General features: G+C 41.0%; 7 protein-coding genes. 6 read left to right on the top strand and 1 reads right to left on the bottom strand.

The genetic code is table 11. The annotated features are described in order from the left end of the window. The 3 genes from FC36_RS11665 to pepF all read left to right on the top strand — a co-directional run. The coding region (locus tag FC36_RS11665; protein WP_156409569.1) for a zinc ribbon domain-containing protein at positions 1-189 on the top strand (189 nt) is incomplete at its 5' end. A gap of 266 nt (positions 190-455) precedes the next feature. Continuing rightward, positions 456-1,445: a competence protein CoiA gene (locus tag FC36_RS08700; protein ID WP_025020926.1), complete on the top strand. Its 990-nt coding sequence runs from the start codon at positions 456-458 to the stop codon at positions 1,443-1,445. A gap of 49 nt (positions 1,446-1,494) precedes the next feature. Next, positions 1,495-3,303, top strand: a complete 1,809-nt coding sequence (gene pepF, locus FC36_RS08695; protein WP_023860198.1) for an oligoendopeptidase F — start codon at positions 1,495-1,497, stop codon at positions 3,301-3,303. A 38-nt stretch (positions 3,304-3,341) separates the two neighbouring features. On the opposite strand, the gene FC36_RS08690 is transcribed toward pepF, so the two are convergent. After that, on the bottom strand, positions 3,342-3,938 hold the full coding sequence (locus tag FC36_RS08690; protein WP_023860199.1) for a DsbA family protein: 597 nt from the start codon (positions 3,936-3,938) through the stop codon (positions 3,342-3,344). A gap of 142 nt (positions 3,939-4,080) precedes the next feature. Between FC36_RS08690 and yjbM the strand changes: the two genes are divergently transcribed. The 3 genes from yjbM to FC36_RS08675 are packed head-to-tail and all read left to right on the top strand — an operon-like array spanning position 4,081 to position 6,429. After that, entirely contained in the window at positions 4,081-4,713 is a 633-nt protein-coding gene (yjbM, locus tag FC36_RS08685; RefSeq protein WP_023860200.1) for a GTP diphosphokinase, read from the top strand. 11 nt (positions 4,714-4,724) lie between these two features. Continuing rightward, positions 4,725-5,540 carry an NAD kinase gene (locus FC36_RS08680; protein WP_023860201.1) on the top strand — a complete coding sequence of 272 codons (816 nt, stop codon included), beginning with the start codon at positions 4,725-4,727 and terminating at the stop codon, positions 5,538-5,540. After that, a complete protein-coding gene (locus FC36_RS08675) occupies positions 5,530-6,429 on the top strand; it encodes an RluA family pseudouridine synthase (protein WP_023860202.1) in 900 nt (299 codons plus the stop codon). Before FC36_RS08680 ends, FC36_RS08675 begins: the two co-directional genes overlap by 11 nt. The last annotated feature ends 10 nt before the right edge of the window (positions 6,430-6,439 follow it).

Here is a 6,439-nt window from a genome sequence, read left to right as displayed (position 1 = left end):
CCTAGAAATACTACACAAACATGTCATGATTGTGGCTTTGTTATGGGTAAAAATGGAACTAACAAATTAACTCTCAAAGATAGAGAGTGGGACTGTCCTAATTGTCATATACACCACATTAGAGATTGGAATGCCAGTAAGAATATTCTAGCCAAAGGATTAGAAAAATTAGCTAAAGAAAAAGCCTAGTATATCAAACTAGGCTCAAGTCCGTGGGCAACTGGCGGACTATAAAGGCATTGGTAATTAGGTGTAAGACGTACTGGCTATGCTGGTATGCAGTCTGTATCTATGCAACTTGTAACAGAGAACCGTAAGGTTCAACCTTGCAAGCCCCTCTCTTTAGAGAGGGGTAGTTGACCTAAATGAAGCTTTCCTTTAAAGGAAGGTTTTTTTAGTTTTTTGTCAAAAAATTAATTTTTTTGCGTATTTAATATATAAGGAGGTATTTTTATATGTTATACGCAAAAGATGAGACCGGTCGCTTAATTTTAGCACAAGAAGCGCACAAAGATGGCCATTACCGCTGTCCGGGATGTGCTCAAACTTTGATTTTACGCCAAGGAATAACCAAACGTAGTCACTTTGCCCACCAAAGACAGCAAGACTGTCGGATTTTTAGTGAAGGTGAAACCGAGATGCATTTAGGGGGAAAACAATTGTTACTTAAATGGAGCCAGCAGGCAGGTTTTACGGCTCAGTTAGAGGCTTATTTGTCAGACCTCAAGCAGAGACCTGACGTCTTAATTACGCGTGGGAATCACCAAATAGCACTTGAATTTCAGTGTGCATCTTTGCCAGTACAAAAATTAATTGCTCGCTCTGCCGGTTATCAAGCTGATGGTCTAGATTACTTCTGGTTTATTGGTAAAAATAAAAATCATCCTTTTAGTAAGCAGAGACGGAAATTGAGTCAGGCGGTGGCAAAATTTTTACGCTATAGTGACAATCTGGGTTTTTACCTGGTATTTTTGAATGTTGGTTCCAAGTGTTTTGATCTTTACTACAATATTCAACAAGCTGATTGCCTTCCTTTAAGCTATATGTATCAGCGGGTAGCCAATTTGCATGAACTCCGAAACTTCATGCAGCGGAAATTGCGTTTTCCCTTTCGCACCTTGAATGATGAAGAAAGGAGTCTTCAAAGGCGAAATTATTTACGGACGGTAGGCAGACGTCAGGAATTGGCTAATTATTGTTATCTCCACCACCAAACTGCTCAAGCAGCGAACAGTCTTTATGTAGCACCTTTTTACTATCCGCCCATCTATGTCAGCGATAGTTGTTGGTGGCGAGCACATTGTTTTTTAGAGAGGATGAGTTCAGAAATGTTTCTACAAGAAATGCACTGCCATCAAACTCCTTTTATAAATCAAAATTGTTTTTGGAAATTGACCTGGCAATTGTTTCAGACTGAGTTAGCTAACTTGCAATTTAGAGCCTAGTTTCGTAAAATATTAGATAAATTAACTTATGATAAGGAATGATTAATTTATGGCAGATGTTAAGAAACTTCCTCAAAGAGAAGAAATTGCTCCCGCACTGAAGTGGGATTTAAGCCGAATTTATGCGAACCAAGCCGATTTTGATGCTGACTTTAGCTTGGTTGAAGGTTTAGCCACTGATTTTAATCAACAAGCCGGCCAGTTAAAGGCTCAGCCAGCCAAACTCTTAAGTATTTTAGAAGCTTATCTTAGTTTATACCGTAAGTTGGAAAAACTGTATGTTTACGCCAGCATGAAAAATGATCAAGACACACGTCAAGCTGAATTTCAGGCCTTATCAGCTAAGGTTCAAAAGCTTTATGCTCAAGTAGCCGAGAAGACGGCCTGGTTCCAACCAGAATTGTTGGCCGTTCCTGAAAAGGACTTAGCTACTGTAATCGCAAGTGATGTTAAGCTCAAGGATTACCAACGTTTCTTGGATCAATTAACGGCCCAAAGAGCTCATGTCCTTTCTCAAGACCAAGAAGCACTTTTAGCCGGGGCTAGTGATATCTTTGGAGCTGCTGAAAATATCTTTGGTACTTTGAATAATGCGGACTTAAATTTTGGAACCATTGAAGATGATCAAGGTAATGAATTAGAATTATCTAACGGAGTTTATGGTCGCCTTCTAGAATCCAGTAATCGTCAAGTTCGAGAAAAAGTCTTCAAGCAACTCTACCAGGTTTACGGCCAATTTCAACATACTTTAGCCCAAACCTTGAGTACTCATGTGCGAACGCACAATTTTAGTGCCCAAGTACGTAAGTATGATTCCGCTCGACAGGCAGCTTTGGCCAATAATGAAATTCCCGAAGCGGTTTACGATACTTTGTTGGACCGGACTCAAGCCCACTTGCCACTTTTACACCGCTATGTTGCTTTACGCAAACGGGTTTTAGGCTTAAAACAAGTTCACATGTATGACATCTACACACCGTTAACGGGTGAACCAAGTATGAAGTTTAGCTATGAAGATGCTAAACAGACAGCTTTAGAAGCCTTGAAGGTTTTGGGCCAAGACTATGTTGACCAAGTAGCTAAGGCTTTTGATAGCCGTTGGATTGACGTAGTAGAAAATCAAGGCAAGCGTAGCGGGGCTTACTCTTCTGGGGTTTACGACACTGATCCTTACATTTTATTGAACTGGCAAGACAATTTGGATAATCTCTTTACTTTAGTTCACGAGATGGGGCATAGTATGCACTCCTACTTGACTAGGAAAAATCAACCCTACCAATACGGGGACTATCCAATCTTCTTGGCAGAAATTGCTTCAACCACCAATGAAAATCTCTTGACTCAATACCTTTTGGAAAATAATTCTGATCCTGAGATTCAAGCTTACGTGATTAACCACTACCTAGATGGTTTCAAAGGAACGGTTTTCAGACAGACGCAATTCGCTCAATTTGAAAAGTGGCTTCATGAACAAGATGCTCAAGGCAATCCTTTAACGGCTCAAGCAATGTCAGACTACTATGGTCAAGTTAACCGTGAATATTATGGCCCTGAAATTGCCGATGATCCTGAAATCCACTTGGAATGGGCACGAATTCCGCACTTCTACTATAATTACTATGTTTACCAATACGCGACCGGTTTTGCGGCCGCAACAACTTTGAGTGAAGGTATTTTAAGCGGAGACCCAGCTAAGACGGAGGCCTACTTAACTTATCTCAAGTCTGGAAGCTCGCAGACACCACTGGCAACTATGCAAGCTGCCGGGGTGGATATGACCCAAGCGGCTTACTTAGACAAAGCTTTTGCAGTCTTTGCTCAACGTTTAGACCAATTAGAAAAGCTATTATCCAAATAAAAAATGGTTATCACCTTTAGTAAAGGTGGTAACCATTTTTAATTAAAATGTTTTTGGTGTTCTGTACAGAGTTTCATTTGACAAGACTTAGGTTCAGAGCTTGGTAGAATTTGTGGTAAGATTTCCTTGAACTCATGTATCGAAAGCACTAAGCTACAATCAAGATTATCAACATTTTCCAAGACAATCGTAGGATTGGCCTTAACTTGCATTTGGTTGGCCAAACGTTGGTCTTTGTGGAAGGATTGAATGGTAAATTCTGCTTGGCGATCACTTGCAAACATGTCCCAGTCAAGTTGGCTAGCTTTGGCAGCTTGTAAGACTAAATCGTGATTATAACTGCCATATTGGGCAAAACCTTCTTGAATTTTCATTAAAAACTGTCGGCCACGCTTTTGTCCTTGGAAAAGGGCGGCCTTATAGTCTAGGGCCGCTTGGCTGAGTTCCTTTGAGAGTTCATGGCAATTACGATGGGGATTTTCTTGTACTAAATTCGAGGCCGTTTGTAAGTTTAAAAAGGGAATAAAACGTAGATTAACTTTAGTCGGACTCTGCTGAATTAGCTGGAGCAATTCTTGTTCAACTTGATAACAGGTTTGTCCGAGCGGATTGACAAAAAGATATAACTCAAGCATCTTTCAGCCTCCTTAGATTTATTTTCTATCTTTACTTTAACAAACTTTATTTTTTTTGCAATTGATATGCTTACTTCCTACAATGATTGATAGACAAGTGTTATAATAAGAAACTGTATGATGCTAAGAAGGGCGTGAATTTATGGAATTTGCATGGGAAGAATTTCTAAACCCTTACGAACAGGCGGTTGCTGAATTAAAGCTCAAGCTTCGCCAATTTCGCACTCAATATCGTCAAGAATTAGTGCACTCACCGATTGAATTCGTGACGGGGCGGGTCAAACCTGTGCCTTCAATTAAAGAAAAAATGATTCGGCGGCATATCGCCCGTGAAGATTTAAGTCAAGAGATGGAAGATATTGCCGGCGTACGGGTTATGTGTCAATTTGTCGAAGATATTTATGAAGTGGTCGCTATGATTAAAAAACGGACGGATATGCAGGTTTTAGAAGAAAGAGACTATGTTTCCAACCAAAAGGCCAGTGGTTATCGATCCTATCACATCGTTATTAGTTACCCACTACAAAGATTGGATGGGGTTAAGGAAATTAAGGCTGAAATTCAAATTCGGACTTTAGCGATGAACTTTTGGGCGACTATTGAACATTCATTGAATTATAAATATCAAGGAGAATTTCCCCAAAATTTGGCAGTACGCTTGACCACCGCGGCTGAAGCTGCTTTCTTACTGGATCAAGAAATGTCAGCCATTCGGGGAGAAATCAAGGAAGCACAAGCTTTATTCCAACAAAAAAGTATCAAGGAAATCGAGTGAGGTAAAAGGCCATGAGAGTAGCGATTTATGCTAACCCGGGGAGCAAATCCCAAAGCGTCAAAGAGAAATTAGAAAAAAAGATGCGTGACCGACATTTTATTTTGGATATGGAAAATCCGGAAATTGTGGTCACAATTGGGGGCGATGGCACCCTTTTGTCGGCTTTTCATCACTACCGTAAGCAATTAGATCAAATTCGTTTTGTCGGGGTGCATACAGGTCATTTAGGTTTTTATACTGACTGGCGAGATGATGAAATTGATGATTTGGTGATAAGTCTCCAATCTGATAACCGTCAATCAGTGTCTTATCCACTCTTGGATGTTTGGGTAACCTATAAAAGCCGTCAACCAAGTCATTATTTAGCCTTAAATGAATCCACTATTAAGCGAACCAGTTCTACTATGGTAACCGATGTTTATGTTGGAGGCGAAAAGTTTGAACGTTTTCGCGGCGATGGTTTATGTATTTCGACCCCTACTGGTTCAACGGCGTATAACAAGTCTGTCGGTGGGGCGGTTATCCACCCGGATATGGATGTTTTACAATTAGCTGAAATTGGTTCTATCAATAACCGTGTTTTTCGGACCTTGGCTTCTCCCATGATTATTGCTTCCAATGATTGGATTACTTTGAGTCTAATGGAAAGCCGGGAGCGTAAGGAAGACTTGATGTTAACCGTTGATTCCAAGAGTTACTATAACCGTGATATTGAACAAATTCGCTATAAAATTGCTAAGGAAAGAATCCGTTTTGCTAAATATCGGCACAATCATTTTTGGCATCGGGTGCAAGAAGCTTTTATTGGAGAAGAAGATGGAAATTAATTGGACTTATAACGGACCTGGCCCAACCAAGGTGCGGACTTTTTTGAAAGATAAAGGACTTTCACGTCGTTTTTTGGCTCAAATCAGAAATAATAATGGGGGATACACCGTCAATGGTCGTGAAGGACGGATGGTGGACATGTTAAGCTCTGGTGATCAGGTAACTGTGACTTTACCAACGGAAACTGCTCGTAAAACGGATTTAGTTAAATCCTTTGTGCCTATTAAAGTAGTTTATGAAGATCGGGATTTTTTGATTCTTGATAAGCCCGATCATCTGGCTTCGATTCCGTCTCATCTTCATCGTTTAGATAGTGTGGTTAACCGGGTGGCGGGGTACTACCAAGTGCGTTCATATCACGGCTTAGTCCCCCATATTGCGACGCGGCTGGACCGTGACACTACCGGTTTAGTTTTACTGGCGAAGCACCGCTATGCTCATTCTTTAGTGGATCAGCAGTTGCGAAATCATGCCATTGAAAAGGAATATGTGGCCATTACTTCAGGCCAATTGGCGCAGGATTATTATGATATCCGGGCTCCGATTGGCCGGAAAGAGGATTCCATTATGTTAAGAGAAGTGCGACCTGACGGTCAAGCGGCGCGTACTGAACTCTTTGTAACCCAGCAACTCCATCAGGCATCACTCTTACGGGTTCGCCTGCATACCGGTCGAACGCATCAAATTCGGGTTCATACGGCATTTTTGGGTCATCCCTTAGTCGGGGATCGCTTTTATGCCGGGATGCGTACGCCTTTAATTCAGAGACAGGCTTTACATTGTCAACGTTTAAAATTTTATCAACCTTTATTAGAAAAATGGGTGGAAGTTACTACCGACCTTCCAGCAGATATGCAGGCTATTATTGCAGCGGGAGGGATTAACTAGCGAAAGGAGG

Origin of the sequence: Ligilactobacillus equi DSM 15833 = JCM 10991 (genome assembly GCF_001435735.1) — a bacterium.
In the GTDB taxonomy this organism is placed as follows: Bacteria; Bacillota; Bacilli; order Lactobacillales; family Lactobacillaceae; genus Ligilactobacillus; species Ligilactobacillus equi.
The sequence above is the reverse complement of the archived record's forward strand: the minus strand, read 5'-3'. Positions and strand labels throughout refer to the sequence as shown.

Bases quoted from the DNA above. Each gene is read 5' to 3' on its own strand.
- FC36_RS08700 (WP_025020926.1), top strand. From the start codon at position 456: ATGTTATACGCAAAAGATGAGACCGGTCGCTTAATTTTAGCACAAGAA.
- pepF (WP_023860198.1), top strand. From the start codon at position 1,495: ATGGCAGATGTTAAGAAACTTCCTCAAAGAGAAGAAATTGCTCCCGCA.
- FC36_RS08690 (WP_023860199.1), bottom strand. From the start codon at position 3,938: ATGCTTGAGTTATATCTTTTTGTCAATCCGCTCGGACAAACCTGTTAT.
- yjbM (WP_023860200.1), top strand. From the start codon at position 4,081: ATGGAATTTGCATGGGAAGAATTTCTAAACCCTTACGAACAGGCGGTT.
- FC36_RS08680 (WP_023860201.1), top strand. From the start codon at position 4,725: ATGAGAGTAGCGATTTATGCTAACCCGGGGAGCAAATCCCAAAGCGTC.
- FC36_RS08675 (WP_023860202.1), top strand. From the start codon at position 5,530: ATGGAAATTAATTGGACTTATAACGGACCTGGCCCAACCAAGGTGCGG.